Source organism: Burkholderia mayonis, assembly GCF_001523745.2.
GTDB lineage: Bacteria > Pseudomonadota > Gammaproteobacteria > Burkholderiales > Burkholderiaceae > Burkholderia > Burkholderia mayonis.
On sequence record NZ_CP013386.1, the window covers coordinates 1800286 to 1816038 of the forward strand.

At 70.9% G+C, this 15753-nt stretch carries 9 protein-coding genes and 2 riboswitches; of the genes, 6 read left to right on the forward strand and 3 right to left on the reverse strand.

Annotated elements, in window-relative coordinates:
- Positions 1 to 7 precede the first annotated feature (7 nt).
- The 4 genes from WS70_RS08940 to WS70_RS08955 all read left to right on the forward strand — a co-directional run bounded on the left by WS70_RS08940 (position 8) and on the right by WS70_RS08955 (position 9891).
- A complete protein-coding gene (locus WS70_RS08940) occupies positions 8 to 5161 on the forward strand; it encodes a non-ribosomal peptide synthetase (protein WP_059597035.1) in 5154 nt (1717 codons plus the stop codon).
- Positions 5162 to 5289: 128 nt separating this feature from the next.
- Positions 5290 to 6708: a lysine N(6)-hydroxylase/L-ornithine N(5)-oxygenase family protein gene (locus WS70_RS08945; protein ID WP_059470091.1), complete on the forward strand. Its 1419-nt coding sequence runs from the start codon at positions 5290 to 5292 to the stop codon at positions 6706 to 6708.
- Positions 6709 to 6753: 45 nt separating this feature from the next.
- Entirely contained in the window at positions 6754 to 8973 is a 2220-nt protein-coding gene (locus tag WS70_RS08950; RefSeq protein WP_059597034.1) for a TonB-dependent siderophore receptor, read from the forward strand.
- A gap of 78 nt (positions 8974 to 9051) precedes the next feature.
- A complete protein-coding gene (locus tag WS70_RS08955; RefSeq protein ID WP_059470089.1) occupies positions 9052 to 9891 on the forward strand; it encodes a formyltransferase family protein in 840 nt (279 codons plus the stop codon).
- 45 nt (positions 9892 to 9936) lie between these two features.
- Here WS70_RS08955 and WS70_RS08960 read toward each other — a convergent pair whose 3' ends face one another.
- Genes WS70_RS08960 through WS70_RS08970 form a run of 3 tightly spaced genes read right to left on the reverse strand, consistent with a single transcriptional unit; the run spans position 9937 to position 12533 of the window.
- Positions 9937 to 11457: a cobyrinate a,c-diamide synthase gene (locus tag WS70_RS08960; RefSeq protein WP_059597033.1), complete on the reverse strand. Its 1521-nt coding sequence runs from the start codon at positions 11455 to 11457 to the stop codon at positions 9937 to 9939.
- Between the two features lie 4 nt (positions 11458 to 11461).
- On the reverse strand, positions 11462 to 12064 hold the full coding sequence (gene cobO / locus WS70_RS08965; RefSeq protein ID WP_059470087.1) for a cob(I)yrinic acid a,c-diamide adenosyltransferase: 603 nt from the start codon (positions 12062 to 12064) through the stop codon (positions 11462 to 11464).
- 58 nt (positions 12065 to 12122) lie between these two features.
- Entirely contained in the window at positions 12123 to 12533 is a 411-nt protein-coding gene (locus tag WS70_RS08970) for a cobalamin biosynthesis protein (RefSeq protein ID WP_059597032.1), read from the reverse strand.
- A 157-nt stretch (positions 12534 to 12690) separates the two neighbouring features.
- A riboswitch (cobalamin riboswitch) is annotated at positions 12691 to 12922 on the reverse strand.
- Positions 12923 to 13012: 90 nt separating this feature from the next.
- A riboswitch (cobalamin riboswitch) is annotated at positions 13013 to 13271 on the forward strand.
- 287 nt (positions 13272 to 13558) lie between these two features.
- Here WS70_RS08970 and WS70_RS08975 point away from each other — a divergent pair.
- Together WS70_RS08975 and cobW are read left to right on the forward strand one after the other, a co-directional pair.
- A complete protein-coding gene (locus WS70_RS08975; RefSeq protein ID WP_059470085.1) occupies positions 13559 to 14620 on the forward strand; it encodes a HoxN/HupN/NixA family nickel/cobalt transporter in 1062 nt (353 codons plus the stop codon).
- A gap of 57 nt (positions 14621 to 14677) precedes the next feature.
- On the forward strand, positions 14678 to 15751 hold the full coding sequence (cobW, locus tag WS70_RS08980; protein WP_059597031.1) for a cobalamin biosynthesis protein CobW: 1074 nt from the start codon (positions 14678 to 14680) through the stop codon (positions 15749 to 15751).
- The last annotated feature ends 2 nt before the right edge of the window (positions 15752 to 15753 follow it).

A 15753-nucleotide genomic window follows, 5' to 3' on the forward strand; every position in this document is an offset into this window, starting at 1 on the left:
AGCCCGCATGACCGCCACTCCCGATCTGCTGTCGCTCGCCGCGCGTTTCGCGCGGCTGCCCGACACGCAGCGCAAGCAGTTCCTCGCCAAGCTCGGCGACGCGGGGATCGATTTCCGGATGCTGCCGATCCCCCCGCGCGAGAACCGCGCGGCGAGCGTGCCGGCGTCGTTCGCGCAGACGCGTCTCTGGCTGCACGCGCGCTTGCTCGGCGAATCGGCCGCCTACCACATCACCGAGCGGCTGCGCCTCGACGGCGCGCTCGACGCAAACGCGCTGCGGCTGGCGTGCGACGCGCTGATTGCGCGCCACGAAGCGCTGCGCACGACGTTCGCCGAAGGCGCCGACGGCGTGCTGCAGACGGTGCACGCGCCGACGCGCTGCCCGTGGCGCTTCACGGATTTCGCCGGCGTGCCCGCCGAGGCGCGCGACGCGCGCGCGGCGGACGTCGCCGCACGCGACGAGGCCGAGCCGTTCGATCTCGCGCACGGCCCGCTGCTGCGCGCGCATCTGATCCGGCTCGACGCGTCGGTTCACTGGCTCGTGCTCACGACGCATCACATCGTGTCGGACGGCTGGTCGGCCGACGTGATGCTCGCGGAGCTGTCGTCGTTCTATCGGTCGTTCGCGACGGGCGACGCGGTGTCGCTCGCGCCGCTGCCGATCCAGTACGCCGACTACGCGCTCTGGCAGCGCCGCTGGCTCGACGCGGGCGAGTGCGAGCGTCAGCTCGCTTACTGGCGCGCGACGCTCGACGCGAGCCGCGACGTGCTGCTGCTGCCCGGCGCGGCGACGCGGCCCGCGCAGCGCAGCCCGGGCGGCGCGCGCCACACGTTCGACGTGCCGGCCGCGCTCGCGCGGCGCACGCGCGCGCTCGCGCAGACGCGCCGCGCGACGCCTTTCGCGGTGCTGCTCGCCGCGCTCGCGACGCTGCTCGCGCGCGCGTCGGGCGAGCCGGAGATCCGGATCGGCGTGCCGTCGGCGAATCGCGAGCGCGGAGAGACCGTCGGGCTGATCGGCTTTTTCGTGAACACGCTGACGCTCGCGGCGCAAACGGGCGCGACGCGCGCGTTCGAAACGCTCGTCGACGCGACACAGCACAGCCTCGTCGACGCGCAATCGCATCAGGACGTGCCGTTCGACCAGGTGATCGACGCGCTCGGCGTCACGCGCAGCGCGAGCCACCATCCGCTCTTTCAGGTGATGGCCGCGTATGGCGCGCACCGCGCGCTGCCGTCGTTCGCCGATGTGCGCGCGACCGAGCTGCCGTCGGGCATGCCGTACGCGAAATTCGACCTGGCGCTGAGCTTCGACGAGCGCGACGACGGCGGGCTCGACGCGCGCTTCGTCTATGCGACCGACATCTTCGACGCCGATGCGATCGAGCGGCTTGCCGCACGCTTTGTCGAGCTGCTCGCGCACGCGGTCGATGCGCCCGGCACGGCGATAGGCGACCTGCAATGGCTGCCCGATTCGGAGCGTCGCGAGCTCGCCGCGTGGAACGGCGAGACGCACGACTTCGCGGATCGCGAGCGCGGCGAGGCGTTCTCGGGGCGATCGCCTGTCGGCGAACTTTCCGGCGAGTCTTCGGGCAAATCTTCCGGCAAGCCATTCGACGAGCCGTTCGTCTCGGTCCACGACCGGATCACCTGGCACGCGCGCCGCCGTCCCGATGCGCGCGGCGTCGCCGACGTCGAGCGGGCGCTCACACGCGGCGAGGTCGAGCAGCGCGCGACGCGGCTCGCGAAACGGCTCGTCGCGGCGGGCGTGCGCGCGGAAATGCGCGTCGGCGTCGCGCTGTCGCGGTCCGTCGACCTGCTCGTCGGCCTGATCGCCGCGCTCAAGTCGGGCGGCGCGTTCGTGCCGCTCGATCCGGGCCATCCGCGCGAGCGCCTCGCGCAGATGCTCGACGACGCGCAGATCGCACACGTGATCACCGAGCGAGGCAGCGTCGACGCGCTGCCGCTGACGGGCGCCGCGCACGCGTGGCTCGTCGACGACGAGATCCCCGACGCCGAGATCGACGGCGTCGCGCTGCCGGACGTATCGCCGCATCAGGCCGCGTACGTGATCTACACGTCGGGCTCGACCGGCAAGCCGAAGGGCGTCGTCGTCGATCACGGCGCGTTCGCGCGCCATTGCGACGCGATTGCCGCGCGCTACGGCGCGACCGAGCGCGACGTGTTCATGCTGTTCCAGTCGGTCAATTTCGACGGCGCGCACGAAGGCTGGTTCTCGCAATACCTGTCGGGCGCGGCGGTCGCGGTGACGGCCGACACGCTGTGGCCGCCCGCGCGGACCTGCGCGCTGATCGCGCGCGAAGGCGTGACGATGACCTACGTGCCGCCCGGCTGCGCGACGCAGCTCGCCGAATGGGCGCTCGAGCACGGCGCGCCGCCGACGCTGCGCTCGATCACGGTCGGCGGCGAGGCGACGTCGCGCGAAGCGTTCGCGCTGATGCGCCGCGCGTTTCCGAACGCACGCGTCGTCAACGGCTACGGGCCGACCGAGACCGTGATCACGCCGATGCTGTGGATGTTCGAGCCGGGCGACGATCCGGCGAGGCTCGCGGATGCCGCGTATCTGCCGATCGGCACGCTCGTCGGCGCGCGCACCGCGCACGTGCTCGACGCGCGCCTCAACCCGCTGCCCGTCGGCGTGATCGGCGAGCTGTACCTGGGCGGCGAGGGGATCGGCGTCGCGCGCGGCTATCTGGGCCGCGCGGCGCTCACGGCCGAGCGCTTCGTGCCTGATCCGTACGGCGCGCCGGGCGCGCGGCTCTATCGCACGGGCGATCTCGTGCGCCGCCGCGCGGACGGCGTGTTCGACTTCATCGGCCGCATCGACCATCAGGTGAAGCTGCGCGGGCTGCGGATCGAGCTGGGCGAGATCGAGGCGCAGCTCGCCGCGCACGACGACGTGCGCGAGGCGGTCGCGGTCGTGTTCGGCAAGGGCGGCGAGGCGCGGCTCGTCGCGTACGTCGAGCTGACGGGCGACGCGCGCGAGCGCGCACGGCGCGCCGACGCGGCCGGGCTCGACGCACACCTGCGCCGCACGCTGCCCGACTACATGGTGCCCGCGCACATCGTCGTGCTCGACGCGCTGCCGCGCAACGCGAACAGCAAGGTCGACCGCGCGGCGCTCCCCGAGCCCGCGCACGTCGCGCGTGCGTACGAAGCGCCCGTGGACGACGTCGAAACGGTGCTCGCGGACATCTGGCGCGACGTGCTCGGCGTCGAGCGAGTCGGCCGCGCCGATCATTTCTTCGAGCTGGGCGGCCATTCGCTCGCCGCGGTGCGCGTCGCGACTCGCGTCGCCGAGCGGCTCGCGCGCGACGTGCCGGTGCGCGCGCTGTTCGAAGCGCCGATTCTCGCGCCTTACGCGCAGCGCGTCGCCGCCGCCGCGCGCGCGGAAGCGGCGCACGGCGCGGGCGACGCGCCTGCGACATCGTACGCACCGGACGCCGACGGCGTGCTGCCGCTGTCCGCCGCGCAGCGCGGCCTGTGGTTCCTGTGGCGCGCCCAGCCGGACAGCGCCGCGTACAACATTCCGGTCGCGCTGCGGCTTCGGGGCGCGCTCGACGTCGACGCGCTCGCCGCCGCGTTCGCGCACGCGGCGGCCCGTCATCCGGCGCTGCGCACGCGGATCATCGCGCGGGCGGACGGCGCGCCGGGCCAGCGGATCGCGCCGGCGCGGGACGCCGGATTGCCGATCGTTGATCTCGGCGCGAAGCCGGAGCTGGCCGACGAGCCCGCGCGGCTCGCCGCCGCCGCGGCCCTGGCCGACGCCGACGCGCTCTCGCCGTTCGATCTCGCCGCCGACGCGCCGCTGTGGCGCGTGCGCGTGATCCGGCTCGGCGCGACCGATCACGTGCTGTCGCTCGTCGTTCATCACATCGTGTCGGACGGCCAGTCGATCGATCTGTGGCTCGACGCGGTCCACGAGGCCTACGTCGCGCGGCTGGCGGGCGGCCACGTGGCCGAGCCGTTAGAAGCAACCGAAGCACCCCAAGCGCCGGCGGCCGACGCGCTCGTGCTGCCGGCCGCCGCGCCGCACGCGCGTCTGTCGTTCTGGCGCGAAGCGCTCGCGGGCGCGCCGTCGCACGCGCTGCCGCCGCCGCGCGCGGGCCGCGCCGTCGCGCCGCGCTGGGACGCGGGCCGTCTCGCGTTCGAGCTCGACGATGCGCTCGTGCGCCGAGCGCGCGCGATGGCGCTCGACGCGCACGCGACGCTGCCGATGCTGCTGCACGCGGCGCTCAACGCGGCGTTCTACCGCGCGACGGGCGCGACCGACCAGCCGGTCGGCGTGCTCGCGTCGACGCGCGAGCTGACGGGCAACGCCGCCGACCGCTCGCTCGGGCTCTTCATCAACGCGGTCGTCGTGCGCACGCGGTTGACGAGCGCCGATACGCCGGCGACGCTCGTCGCCGCCGTGCGCGACGCGGCGCTCGCCGCCTACGCGCACGCGGACGCGCCGTTTTCCGACGTCGTCGCCGCGCTGCGCGCGCCGCGCGTGGTCAACGGCAATCCGCTGTTCCAGGTGATGTTCAACTACCTGCGGCCGGCGGGCGCCGCCGCGCGCGACTGGGCGGGGCTCGCCGTCGACGAATTCAACGACGTCCGGCATCGCGTCGTGTTCGAACTGGAGCTCGATATCGTCGAGCATCCGGACGGCCGCGTGACGGGCGCGTTCTCGTATGCGACGGAACGCGTCGACGGCGCGTTCGTCGCCGCGCTCGCGGCCGACTATCTCGACGTCGTGCGCGGCTTCGTCGATGCGCCGGCGCGCGCGCTCGGCGCGTCCGCCGCGCGCTTTCCGCTCGATGCCCACGATGCCCACGATGCGCTCGCCACGATGTCGCCGCCGCCTTCGCGCACCGCAAACGCGCACGCAAACGCGGCCGGCCGCTGCGCGCACGCGCTCGCCGGCGTGTGGCGTGCGTGCTTCGATCGCGCCGCGCCCGCGTCGGACGACGACCTGTTCGAAGCAGGCGCGACGTCGTTCGACGTCGTGCGCTTCGTCGACGCGGCGCGGGCGGCCGGCTTCGCGCTCGCGCTCGCCGACGTGTTCGCCGCGCCGAGCTTCGCGGCGCTCGGCGCGCTCGTCGTGCGCCCGGCGCACGCGGCCGGCCAGCCGGCCACGGAGGCGCGCGATGCCGATTGAGCGCGGCCTTGCGCGTCGGCCCCACAAGGACCGGATCGGCCGCGTCGACGATGCACGCGATCCGCGTCACGTTTTTCTCCGGCCGGCGCCTTCAGCGCGCCGGTCACACCGTTAAGGGAATCAGGGACATGCAGAGAGATACCGTATTCGACCTAATCGGCATCGGTTTCGGACCGTCGAACCTCGCGCTCGCCGTGCGTCTCGCGGAAGCGGGAGACGCGGCCGCGTTCGCGCATTGCTACGTCGAGCGCCAGCCGGCATTCGGCTGGCACCGCGGAATGCTGCTCGACGACTGCCGGATGCAGATCTCCTTCCTGAAGGATCTCGTCACGCTGCGCGATCCGAAGAGCCGCTTCACGTTCGTCAATTACCTGTACGAGCACGGGCGCTTGAGCGAATTCGTCAACCTGAAGAACTTCTATCCGACGCGCGTCGAGTTCCATGATTACCTGAGCTGGGTCGCGGACGCGTTCGACGAGCGCGTCCACTACGGCGAGACGGTAACGGCGATCGAGCCCGTCGCGGCGACGGGCGGAAGCGGCGAGATCGACGCGTTGCGCGTGTTGTCGAAAGACGGCGAAGGCCGCGAGCGGCAGCGCGTCGCCCGCGCGCTGTCGGTCGGCGTCGGCGGCGCGCCGAGCGTGCCCGATGCGTTCGCCTCGCTCGGGCCGGACCTCGTCGTCCACTCGTCGAACTATCTGACGTCGATCGACCGGATCGTCGGCACGCCTGCATCCGGCGCGCCCGACGCCGGTGCGAAAAAACGCGTCGCGGTAATCGGCGCGGGGCAGAGCGCGGCCGAGGTGTTCGTCGATCTCGCGCGCCGCTTCCCGCACGTCGACGCGAGTCTCGTGATCCGCTCGGGCGCGCTGAAGCCCGCGGACGACAGCCCGTTCGTCAACGAGATCTTCAATCCGGCGTTCACCGACGTCGTCTACGCGCAGCCGGCGAGCGGCCGGCGCACGCTGATCGAGCGCTTTCGCGACACGAACTACGCGGTCGTCGACCGCCCGCTCATCGAGCAGATCTACGAAATGCTCTATCTGCAGCGCGTATCGGGCGCAACAGGCGGCACGCCCGGCCATCGGCTGCTTGCGAACACCGCGATCGAGTCGGCCGTGCGCACGGCGAACGGACAGGTCGAGCTCGCGCTGCGCGACCGCTTGACGGGCGATGCGCACACCGAGCGCTTCGACGCGCTCGTGCTCGCGACGGGCTACCGCCGCGACACGCATCTCGCACTGCTCGACGGGCTCGCGCCGCATCTCGGCGACGCGCTCGCGGCGGGCGACGTCGCGCGTGACTACCGGCTCGCGACGCCCGCGCACTTCAAGCCGCGGATCTATCTGCAAGGTTGCTGCGAGGACAGCCACGGGCTGTCCGACACGTTGCTGTCGGTGCTCGCGCGACGCGCCGACGAAATCGCCGCATCGCTCGGGAAGCGCGGGCATGCGGCGGAACACGAAGAAGCCGTCCGGCCCGAAGGCCGCGCACGGCCACGACACGACAACGGGGTGAGCGGCGGCCGGCTGGCCTTCGCTCTTTGATGAGGTGCGGCCTTTCGGCCGCTTGGCAACTTGGAGCAACGGAAGATGGAGTGGGCAACCAGCACGCGCATGCGTGCGATCGCGGCCGCGGCGGGCGTGGCGTTTTACGCGGCGGCGGCGAATCATGCGCAGGCACAGGCGGTGCAGCCGGCGGGGGACGGGAAGCTGCCGGGCAGTCAGGTGAAGCAGGACACCGCGTCGGGCGGCACGTTGCCCGCGATCTCGGTGTCGGCGGATGCGGAGCGCGACGCGACTGTCGGTCTCGTCGCGCGGCGCAGCACGACCGGCACGAAGACGGATACGCCGATCGTCGAGATTCCGCAGACGATCAACGTCGTGACCGCGCAGCAGATCGAGGCGACGGGCGCGACCGACATCAATCAGGCATTCCGCTACATTCCGGGCTTCTCGAGCTACGGGTCGGACAACCGGTCGGACTGGTACGCGGCGCTGCGCGGCTTCACGCCGACGGTGTTCGTCGACGGGCTGCAGGTGCCGAACACGCTGAACCTGTCGAGCTGGCGCGTCGATCCGTACATGATCGACAGCATCACCGTGCTGCGCGGGCCGACGTCGGTGCTGTACGGGCAGGGCGATCCGGGCGCGATCGTCGACGTGCAGAGCAAGCTCGCGAACGGCGAGCGGATTCGCGAGGTCGGCGTGCAGGTCGGCAACTACGCGCGCAAGCAGCTGATGTTCGATATCGGCGACAAGATCGACAAGGACGGCACGCTGTCGTACCGGATCGTCGGCGTCGGCCGCGACGGCAACTCGCAGTCGGGGCCGCTCGCCGATCAGCGCGTGTCGTTCGCGCCGTCGGTCAAGTGGCAGCCGAGCGCGGACACGTCGCTCACGCTGTCCGCGACGTACCTGCAGGACTGGAGCGGCACGTCGACCAACTTCCTGCCCGCGCAGGGGACGGTGCTGCCGAATCCGAACGGCACGATCTCGAACGACCTGTACACCGCGGACGCGAACTTCGACCACTACCGGAAGAAGCAATGGTCGCTCGGCTATCAGTTCGAGCACAAGCTGAACCCGGTGTGGACGTTCCGGCAGAACGTGCGCTGGATGCACCTGTCGCTCGACGACGCGTCCGTCTACGGCGGCGGCCTCGACGACGCCGATCCGTCGATGGCGACGATGACCCGCTACGCGGGCCTGTTCCAGTTCAACTACAGCCGTTTCGACGTCGACAACCAGGCGCAGGCGAAATTCACGACGGGCCCGCTCGCGCACACGCTGCTGTTCGGCTTCGACTACAACCGCCAGACGACGACGGACAGCGAGTGGCTCGCGAAGGCGCCCAGCCTGAACCTGTACCGCCCGGTCTACGCGCCGATCACGACTGACATCTTCAGCGGGCCGACCGCGTATCCGCGCACCGACACGAAGACGACGCTGAACGCGTTCGGCGTGTACGTGCAGGATCAGATCAAATGGCAGCGTTGGGTGCTGACGCTGGGCGGCCGGCACGACTGGACGAACACGACGCAGGACGACATCGCGAACGCGGCGAGCTTCAAGCAGAACGATCACGCGTTCAGCGGGCGCGTCGGCCTCACTTATCTCGGCGACTACGGGTTGGCGCCGTACATCAGCTATTCGACGTCGTTCAATCCGCAGATCGGCCTGAAGCTCACGGGCGGCGGGCTCGCGACGCCGACCAAAGGGCGTCAGATCGAGGCGGGCCTGCGCTGGCAGCCGCCCGGCAAGAACCTGATGCTGAATGCGGCGGTGTACCAGATCAACCAGACCAACGTCGCGATGAGCGACCCGAACGACCCGACGAGCACCACGTCCGTGCAGGTGGGCGAGGTGCGCTCGCGCGGGATCGAGCTGAGCGCGGTCGGCAATCTGTCGCGCGAGCTGTCGGTGATCGCCGCTTACGTCTACCAGGACGTGAAGAACGTGAAGGCGAACGACAACACGCTGAACAGGTGGCCCGTCGACGTGCCGCGTCCGCGCCAGATCGCGTCGCTGTGGGCCGACTGGACGTGGCGCACGGGGCCGCTGACGGGCTTCGGGGTCGGCACGGGCGTGCGCTACATGAGCGCGGCGGCGGGCGCGGCCGACAACTCTCTGACGGTGCCGAGCTACACGCTGTTCGATGCGGCGCTGCACTACGAGCTGCGCAACTGGCGCTTCGCGATCAACGCGACGAACCTGTTCAACCGCCGCTACGTGAGCGGCTGCCAGTCGGATGCGGTGTGCATGTACGGCAACGAGCGCACCGTGATCGCATCGGCGAAATACAACTGGTGAGCGCGGCTCATCGCCTGATCACCCCAAAGGGCGGCGCGGCGGCGCGCCGCGCCGCCCGAACGAGAGGACAACACTGCGATGGCAAAGAAGAAACTCGTCTACATCTGGTCGCTGAGAAACGCCGCCGCCGACAAGGCGGGGCAGCAGGTCGATTATCAGGGCGGCACGCGCTACATGAAGTCGGTGCTCGAATCGCTCGTCGACGCGCTGAACGACACCGGGCTCGGCGACGCGTACTCGCTCGAGCGCGTGATCTATGACGACGACGCGGGCTCGCCGCTCGACCGCGAGAAGCTCGCCGAATACGGCTTCGCGTACCAGCCCGGCAAGCGCTGGTTCTACCCGCCCGAGCTGCGCGTGCAGGGCAGGCTCGTCAACGATCTGCTGCTCGCGATTCCGTCCGAGTACCGGCGCGAGCCGTTCGATTCGCCCGCGCGGACGGCGGGCAAGCACGTGTTCGAGCACCGCCTGCGCGAAGCGCTCGACGAACTCGAAGCCGATCTCGTCGTGCTCGACGGGCTGCTCGTGATCCTCGACGAGCTCGTACGGCCGGGCGCGCCGTATTGCCGGCGGATCGTCAACATCCATCCGGGCATCACGCGCGCGGAGTCGCCGTACGAGCGGCGCGGCGCATACGCGACGCTCGATGCGCTATACGGCGCGCGCGGGCGGAAGGTCGTCGACTGGGCGACGAGGGCGACCGTGCCCGTCGAGCCGGTCCGGATGACGGGCGCGTCGTTCCATTACGTCGACAACGGCGTCGATTCCGGCGAGGTGATCCATGACGTGCTGAACACCGAGATCGGGGAGCGCGACACGATCCTCGAGCTGCGCTGGAACAATTTCAACCGCAGCCTCTTTCCGGCGCTCCACGAAGGGCTTGCGATCATGGCGGGGCTCGACGCGCGCGTGGAATGAGGGGGCAGGGCCGATGGCGGGCGGCGTAGCCGCGTCGCACGACGGCTACGGCGCGTCGCCCGTGAAAAGCGCGGCCGCCGCGCGCGGATTCGACGGCCAATACGCATGCAAATACGTGGCGACGATCGGCCCGTGCCGGTAGACCGCTTCGCCCGCCGCGCCGTCGTCCGGCCGCGTCGCGGCCGCGACGGGCGCAAGCGGCGTCGCGAACCGCGAATAGTGGAACGTGTGGCCCGTCATCGCGCCGAAGCGCGTCGCGAGCGTCTGCATCCCGAGCGCGGCGAAGCGGCGCTGCATCGTCGCGTCGCCGGGCACGAGGCCGAGCATCGGCGTTCTCGCGCCGTCGACGTCGGTCAGCGAATCGCCCAGATACAGCATCCCGCCGCATTCGGCGACCACCGGCTTGTCCGCCGCGACGTGCGCGGCGATCGCGCGCGCGGTGGTCGCGTTCGCCGCGAGCCGCGCCGCATGCAGTTCCGGATAGCCGCCCGGCAGGTACAGCGCGTCGCAGCCGTCGGGCAGCGGCGCGTCGGCGAGCGGCGAGAAGAACGCGAGCTCGGCGCCGAGCGCTTCCAGTTGATCGAGATTCGCCGGATAGATGAACGAGAACGCCGCGTCGCGCGCGATCGCGATCCGCTTGCCGGCGAGGCGCGGCGCAGCCGCCGATGCGACCGATGCGACCGATGCGCGACTGCGGTCGCTGGCGGGAGCCGCGGAGGCAATCGTTTCGTGGTCGCCATCGACGGCGTTCGTCGCTGCGGTCACGTCGTCGTCTTCGACTACGCTCGTCGTTGTGATCACGCCGTCGTCCTCGGCAATGCTTGCCGCCGCCGGCGTGTCATGGCGGCCGCCCGTGGGGCCCGGTGTCGCAACCATCCCGTGGCCGTCGGCGTCAACGAGCGCGAACTCGACGACGGGCGGCAGCTCGGCGAGCGCGGTGCGCGCGATCGCGTCAGCCGCGCGGTCGACGCGCGCATCGAGATCGGCGACGTCGTCCGGCTGATGGAGTCCGAGATGCCGCTCCGGCAGCGCGATCCGCGCGTCGCGCGGCAGATGGCCGAGCCAGCGGATCGATTCGGGCAGCGCGCCGCGCAGCAACTGCGCGTGACGATCGGAGCCGACGCGGTTCGCGAGCACGCCGTGAAACGGCACGCCGGGCCGAAAATGCGCGAGCCCGAACGCGAGCGCGGCGAAGGTCTGCGCCATCGACTGCGCGGAGATCACCGCGGCGACCGGCACGCGAAACGCCTGCGCGAGATCGGCGCTCGACGGCGTGCCGTCGAAGAGCCCCATCACGCCTTCGATCAGGATCACGTCCGCTTCGGCCGCGGCGCGCGCGAGGAGCGCGCGGCAGCCGCGTTCGCCGACCATCCCGAGATCGAGCGAATAGACGCTCGCGCCGCTCGCGCGCGCGAGCAGCATCGGGTCCAGGAAATCCGGGCCGGTCTTGAACACGCGCACGCGCCGGCCGAGCCGCCGGTGATGGCGCGCGAGCGCCGCCGTCACCGACGTCTTGCCCTGGCCGGACGCGGCGGCGCTCACGAAGAGCGCGGGGCAGGCGGGCATCGCGTCAGAACTCCACGCCGCGCTGCGCCTTCACCCCTTGCTCCTTGTACGGATGCTTGACGATCCGCATCTCGGTGACGAGGTCGGCCGCGTCGACGAGCGCGTCGGGCGCGTGCCGGCCCGTCACGACGACGTGCAGCATCGGCGCGCGCGCGGCGATCGTCGCGAGCACCTCGTCGAGCGGCAGATATTCGTATTTGAGCACCGTGTTCAGCTCGTCGAGGATCACCATCCGGTAGTCGCCGCTCTCGATCATCCGGCGCGCCTCGTCCCAGCCCTTGCGGGCGGTCGCGACGTCGGCGTCGCGGTTCTGCGTGTTCCACGTGTAGCCGTCGCCCATCGTGACGAAGTCGCATTGCGCGTTCGCGCCGAGGAAATCGCGCTCGGACGTGTGCAGCGCGCCCTTGATGAACTGCACGACGCCGACCCGCATCCCGTGGCCGAGCATCCGCACGGCCATCCCGAACGCGGCCGTGCTCTTGCCCTTGCCGTTGCCGGTGTTGACGATCAGCAAGCCTTTCTCGACGGTCGCGGCCGCCTGTTTCTTCTCGTGGCCCGCGCGGCGGCGCTCGGCCATGCGTTGATGCGATTCGGAATCGGTTTTCATCGACTGGCGTCCTGTGAGTCGTGTGGTTCGTGGATCGGAAGACGGGGCGCGGCGCGCGTCACAGCGGACCGGCGAGCGCCGCCGTCACGCCGTCGAGCGCGAGCTTGCGCACGACGAGCGCGCCGTTCGGCGCGGCGAGGAGCGCGCACGGCTCGCAGACGCCGTCGACGCCGAACCGCCCGCGCGCGGCGGCCGAAGGCGGCGTGCCGGCCGCAAACGGCGTTGCGCGCGCTGCGCGCGCGATCTGCGCGGCGATCTCGTCGCGCGAGAACGCGGCGAGCGGCCAGCCGTGGCGCGCGCAGCATTCGACGAGGCCCGGCTCGTGCGCTTTCGCGTCGAGCGTCGCGACGACGCCGACGTCGGCGAGCGACGCATGCGGCAGATGCGCGAGCGCGGCGCGGATCGCGGCCTCGATCGCATCGGCGGGCCGTCCCGCGCGGCAGCCGATGCCGAGCGCGACGCGCATCATCGGGCGGCCGCGCGAGAGGGGCGGGCGCGCGGGTTCCGGCGGCGTGAGTCGGATGGAATCATGTGGTCTCGGCAGTCGACGTCCGGCTTGCCAGCCGGTGCGCCATGCGTTGCGCGCCCGGTTCCGTCCCTCGCGGGACCGGGCGTTCGGCGAGCGCGGCTCGCCCCCTGCGTCGGCCGGTATCCGGGCTGACCGCTTGCCATCCCGCCGCCTTCCCGTCCGTGGCGAGGACAGTGGCGCAATGGCGGAATGCGCGAACGCGGCGTGCGCGTCGCAGGCGGCGTACCGTTGCGAGGACAGCACAGGCTGCGCGGGCTGGCCGCTTCCTGTTTCCCGTTTGACTGAGCGCGCGATCGCGCGCTCGGGCACCGAACGCGCGCATACGATAGCACAGCGCCGACCGCGCGAGGGCGGCATGCGGAGGGCGCGCCGCGCCCGCGCCGCCTTTTGTCCGCCTTGACGCGCTGCGCCCGCGCGCCTACACTCGCTCGCGTTTTGGTGCTCGCGTGCGGGTTCTGTCGCACGCAGTTAAACGGGAAGCAGGGAGCGTCGCCGCGTCGCGGTCCGCCAACCTGCGCTGCCCCCGCAACGGTAAGCGAATGCATCGCGCGAGCGATGCGGCGCCGGCTTCTCCGCATGCCCGCCGGCATGCGCGGCCAACCACTGGACGCATTGTGTCCGGGAAGGTGAAGCGGCGTTTTCGTCAGCCCGGATACCGGCCGAGACGCAGGGTCTGTTCGCCGATCGAGCGCATGCGCCGCGCGACAGCGAGCGGTCCCGGGGTTCAGCGCCGCGGGGATGCGGCGTGTCGTCCACGGCTTCATCGCGTCGCTTGCCGCCGCTGTGTGGCTCGTCCCCGTCCGATGCCGCGTGCTTCGGCCCGCGTCGCGCGCATGTCGCGAGCGCGCGCCGGCGCGCCGCACGCATGGGCGAACGACGGGCCGGGCGGGCAGCATGCGCATCGCGCGCGATGTCGCGCGTGTTGGCATTCTTCTTGTTTGTCGACCGTTCGCAAAGGGAGCGCCATGCTCAAATCGTTTCTCCGCCTCTTCAACGACAGTCCCGCCGAGCTGCGCGGGAAGATCGTCGGCATCTACGCGCTGCTGATCGCATTCAACGTCGGCGCATGGATCTGGGCGTTCGCCGCGTTCCACGGCCAGCCGGTGCTGCTCGGCACCGCGCTGCTCGCGTACACGTTCGGGCTGCGCCACGCGGTCGACGCCGACCACATCGCCGCGATCGACAACGTCACGCGCAAGCTGATGCACGAGCGCAAGAATCCGCTCGGCGCGGGGCTCTTCTTCTCGCTCGGCCATTCGACGGTCGTGATCCTGATGACGGTCGCGGTCGCGCTGACGGCGGCGACGCTCGCCGCGCGCTTCGAAGGGATGAAGGCGTGGGGCGGCGTGATCGGCACGAGCGTGTCGGCGTTCTTCCTGCTCGTGCTCGCGTTCGCGAACCTGCTGATCCTGATCTCCGTATACCGGACGTTCCGCGCGGTGCGGCGCGGCGAGCCGCTCGTCGAGCAGGATCTCGACATCCTGCTCAACCAGCGCGGTTTCTTCGCGCGGATCTTCCGGCCGCTGTTCGCGATCGTGTCGCGCAGCTGGCATCTGTATCCGATCGGCTTTCTGTTCGGCCTGGGCTTCGACACCGCGACCGAGATCGCGCTGTTCGGCATCTCGGCCACGCAGGCGCACGGCGGCCTGTCGTTCTGGTCCGTGATGGCGCTGCCGATCCTCTTCACCGCGGGGATGACGCTCGTCGACACGACGGACGGCATCATGATGATGGGCGCGTACCGCTGGGCGTTCGTGCGGCCGATCCGCAAGATCTACTACAACATGACGATCACGTTCGTGTCGGTGCTCGTCGCCGTCGTGATCGGCGGAATCGAGGCGCTCGCGCTGATCGGCGACAAGCTCGCGCTCAAGGGCGGCCTGTGGGACTTCGCCGCGATGGCGGCCGAGCATTTCGGCATCCTCGGCTATTTCGTGATCGGCCTGTTCGTCGCGAGCTGGGCCGTGTCGGCGCTCATCTACCGGATCAAGCGCTACGACGACATCGACGTGACGATCTCCGCGTGAGCCGCGCGCATCCGTGACCGCTTCCCCATTGACCCGACACCGACCAACGGAATACCCATGCAAATGCGCAAAATCCCCGTGACGATCGTCACGGGCTTCCTCGGCAGCGGCAAGACGACGCTCTTGCGCCACATCATCCAGAACGCGGGCGGCCGCCGGATCGTCGTGATCGTCAACGAGTTCGGCGAGCTCGGCATCGACGGCGAGATCCTCAAGGGCTGCGGGATCGGCTGCGACGACGCGGGCCGCGAAGCCGACGGCCAGCTCTACGAGCTGGCGAACGGGTGCCTGTGCTGCACCGTGCAGGAAGCGTTCTATCCGGTGATGGAAAAGCTCGTCGAGCGCCGCGCGGACATCGACCACGTGCTGATCGAGACGTCCGGCCTCGCGCTGCCGAAGCCGCTCGTGCAGGCGTTCAACTGGCCGTCGATCAAGAACAGCTTCACGGTCGATGCGGTGCTGACCGTCGTCGACGGGCCGGCCACGGCGCTCGGCCAGTTCGCCGAGAATCCGGTCGCCGTCGACGCGCAGCGCCGCGCCGACCCGAACCTCGATCACGAATCGCCGCTGCACGAGCTGTTCGCCGATCAGCTTGCGTCCGCCGACCTCGTGATCGTCAACAAGACCGATCTGCTCGACGACGGCGCGCTCGCGCGCGTCGAGACGGCGATCCGCGAAGAGATTCCGCAGCAGGTGAAGATCGTGCGCGCGCGGCGCGGCGAGCTCGATCTCGCGGCGCTGCTCGGCCTGAACGCCGCATCCGAGGAGACGATCCACCTGCGCCACGATCATCACGGCTCGACCGACGATCCCGATCATCACCACGACGAGTTCGATTCGGTCGTCGTCGAGGCGCGCGTGGGCTCGCGCGAGGCCGCGCTCGACGCGCTCGCGGCGCTCGTCGAGGCGCACGCGATCTATCGCGTGAAGGGCTTCGCCGCACTGCCGGACGCGCCGATGCGGCTCGTCGTCCAAGGCGTCGGGCGGCGCTTCGACAGCTATTTCGACCGCCGCTGGCGCGACGGCGAGGCGGACGTGAGCCGCTTCGTGCTGATCGGCGAGGCCCTCGACGCGGCCGTGCTGCAGCGCGCGTTCGACGCGGCGCTCGCGGCCCGCGCGCAGGCCGCGTGACG

What these genes read in the sequence shown, in the direction of transcription:
- WS70_RS08960 (WP_059597033.1), bottom strand. Translation starts at nt 11,457, where the DNA reads ATGCCCGCCTGCCCCGCGCTCTTCGTGAGCGCCGCCGCGTCCGGCCAG.
- WS70_RS08975 (WP_059470085.1), top strand. Translation starts at nt 13,559, where the DNA reads ATGCTCAAATCGTTTCTCCGCCTCTTCAACGACAGTCCCGCCGAGCTG.
- WS70_RS08945 (WP_059470091.1), top strand. Translation starts at nt 5,290, where the DNA reads ATGCAGAGAGATACCGTATTCGACCTAATCGGCATCGGTTTCGGACCG.
- WS70_RS08950 (WP_059597034.1), top strand. Translation starts at nt 6,754, where the DNA reads ATGGAGTGGGCAACCAGCACGCGCATGCGTGCGATCGCGGCCGCGGCG.
- cobO (WP_059470087.1), bottom strand. Translation starts at nt 12,064, where the DNA reads ATGAAAACCGATTCCGAATCGCATCAACGCATGGCCGAGCGCCGCCGC.
- WS70_RS08970 (WP_059597032.1), bottom strand. Translation starts at nt 12,533, where the DNA reads ATGATGCGCGTCGCGCTCGGCATCGGCTGCCGCGCGGGACGGCCCGCC.
- WS70_RS08955 (WP_059470089.1), top strand. Translation starts at nt 9,052, where the DNA reads ATGGCAAAGAAGAAACTCGTCTACATCTGGTCGCTGAGAAACGCCGCC.
- WS70_RS08940 (WP_059597035.1), top strand. Translation starts at nt 8, where the DNA reads ATGACCGCCACTCCCGATCTGCTGTCGCTCGCCGCGCGTTTCGCGCGG.
- cobW (WP_059597031.1), top strand. Translation starts at nt 14,678, where the DNA reads ATGCAAATGCGCAAAATCCCCGTGACGATCGTCACGGGCTTCCTCGGC.